2 protein-coding genes are annotated in these 2,213 nt (G+C 76.0%); one reads left to right on the top strand and one right to left on the bottom strand.

Annotated features, from left to right (window positions below; all coding sequences use genetic code 11):
- Nucleotides 1-81 precede the first annotated feature (81 nt).
- Complete coding sequence (gene mltG / locus ACFCY7_RS26030) at nt 82-981, top strand: endolytic transglycosylase MltG (protein WP_376488473.1); 900 nt, start codon at nt 82-84, stop codon at nt 979-981.
- 11 nt (nt 982-992) lie between these two features.
- Here mltG and ACFCY7_RS26025 read toward each other — a convergent pair whose 3' ends face one another.
- A complete protein-coding gene (locus ACFCY7_RS26025) occupies nt 993-2,120 on the bottom strand; it encodes an NAD(P)-binding domain-containing protein (RefSeq protein WP_376488472.1) in 1,128 nt (375 codons plus the stop codon).
- Nucleotides 2,121-2,213: the final 93 nt, after the last annotated feature.

Here is a 2,213-nt window from a genome sequence, read left to right as displayed (position 1 = left end):
GAGGGCGTTCCAGTCGGCCGGCGGCGCCGCCGCGTGCGCGGGGTCCCGGGATTCCCGTACGGGCCGGGTTAGCGTGCCGCCATGACCTACCGGTCGCCCTCCCCGTACGCACCCCAGCGCCGTCCCCGCCGCGCGCCGGGTCCCCGCCGCACCCGCGGCCCGCGGCTCACCCGGCGCGGCCGCCTCGCGCTGCTGCTCGGAGCCCTGCTCGCCGTGGCCGCCGCGATCTCCGTCCCGCTGTTGCTCACCCTCACCCCCGACGAACCAGCCGTCGAACAGCCCCGCGCCCTGCTCGTCCCCGAGGGCTGGCGGACCGGGCAGGTGTACACCGCCGTCGACCGGGCCCTCGGCCTGCCCGCGGGAACGGCGCGGAAGAAGGCGACCGCGCGCGGCACCGCCCTACCGCTGCCCGCCGAGGCCGGCGGCAACCCCGAGGGCTACCTCTTCCCCGCGACCTACCCGGTGCTCGCCGCCACCTCCCCCGAAGGGCTGCTGCGCTTCATGGTGGACACCGCCGGCAAGCGCTTCGGGGCCCCCAGGGTCGCCGAGGGGGCGCGGGCGCACGGACTGAGCGTCTACCAGGCGGTGATCGCGGCCAGCATCGTCCAGGCCGAGGCCGACAACCCGGAGGACATGGCCAAGGTCGCCCGGGTCGTGCACAACCGCCTCGCCCGGGGCATGGCCCTCCAGATGGACTCCACCCTCAACTACGCGCTGGGCCGCAACACCGTGGACACGACGTACGAGGACACCAGGAGCACCAGCCCGTACAACACCTACGAGCGCAAGGGCCTCCCGCCGACCCCCATCGGCAATCCGGGGGACCAGGCGCTGGACGCGGTGCTCCGCCCCGCGGACGGCGACTGGCTCTACTTCGTCACCGTCGCCCCCGGCGGCACCCGCTTCACCGCCGACTACGAGGCCCACCGGGCGAACGTGGCCGAGTTCAACGCCAACCGGAGCGCGGCAGCAGCGCAGTGAGGCACCCGGGCTCAGCCGACGGTGACGTCGGTCCGCTCGCGGGCGAGGAGGCGGCGGATGTCGGAGACGGCGGCGCGGCCGGCCCGGTTGGCGCCGATCGTCGAGGCCGACGGGCCGTAGCCGACGAGGTGGACGCGTTCGTCCCGTACCGCGCGCGTCCCCTCGACCCGGATGCCGCCGCCGGGCTCCCGCAGCCGCAGCGGGGTCAGATGGTCGATCGCCGCCCGGAAGCCGGTGGCCCAGAGGATCACGTCCACGTCGGCGGTCCGGCCGTCGTCCCAGGCCACCCCGGTCGGGGTGACGCGGTCGAACATCGGCAGGCGGTCGAGGATCCCGCGCTCGCGCGCCGCTCGGATCGCGTCGTTCAGGGGCAGTCCGGTGACCGAGACGACGCTGCGCGGGGGAAGCCCGCGCCGAACGCGCTCCTCGACGAGCGCGACGGCGGCCCGCCCCTCGGCCTCCCCGAACGGTCCCTCGCGGTAGACGGGCTCGCGCCGGGTCACCCAGAACGTCTCGGCGGCGACCTCGGCGATCTCCATCAGGTGCTGGGTTCCGGAGGCGCCGCCGCCGACGACGAGCACCCGCTTCCCGGCGAACGCCCCGGGGCCCGGGTATCCGGCGGTGTGCAGTTGGCGCCCGCGGAACGTCTCCTGGCCCGGATAGCGCGGCCAGAACGGGCGGTCCCAGGTGCCGGTGGCGTTGATCAGGGCGCGGGTCGCGTACACCCCCTCCGAGGTCTCCACCCGCAACCGCCCGCCCTCGCCCTCCCGGACGGCGGCGACGCCGACGGGCCGGTGGACCCGCAGGTCGAAGGTGCGCTCGTAGGTGTCGAAGTACGCGCCGATCACCTCCGAGGACGGCCGGGCGGGATCGGCGCCGGTCAGCTCCATGCCGGGCAGCGCGTGCATGCCGTGGACCTTGCCGTACGTGAGGGAGGGCCACCGGAACTGCCAGGCGCCGCCGGCGCGCGGGGCGTGGTCGAGGACGACGAAGTCCCGGTCCGGCTCCAGGCCGGCGCGCCGGAGGTGGAAGGCGGCCGAGAGGCCCGCCTGTCCGGCGCCGATGACGACGACGTCCACCGTGCGGGCCTCTTCGCCCCGTTCCCCGGCTGCGACCTCTGCGACCTCGAAATCGTTCACGCTTCTACCAACCGGCGCCGGGGTGCGGATCTTCCCGCCCCCCCCCCCCCCCCCCCCCCCCCCCCCCCACCCCCCCCCCCCCCCCCCCCCCCC

Origin of the sequence: Streptomyces sp. NPDC056361 (genome assembly GCF_042262805.1) — a bacterium.
Taxonomy (GTDB): Bacteria; Actinomycetota; Actinomycetes; order Streptomycetales; family Streptomycetaceae; genus Streptomyces.
This window is presented reverse-complemented; position numbering and strand designations above follow the sequence as displayed.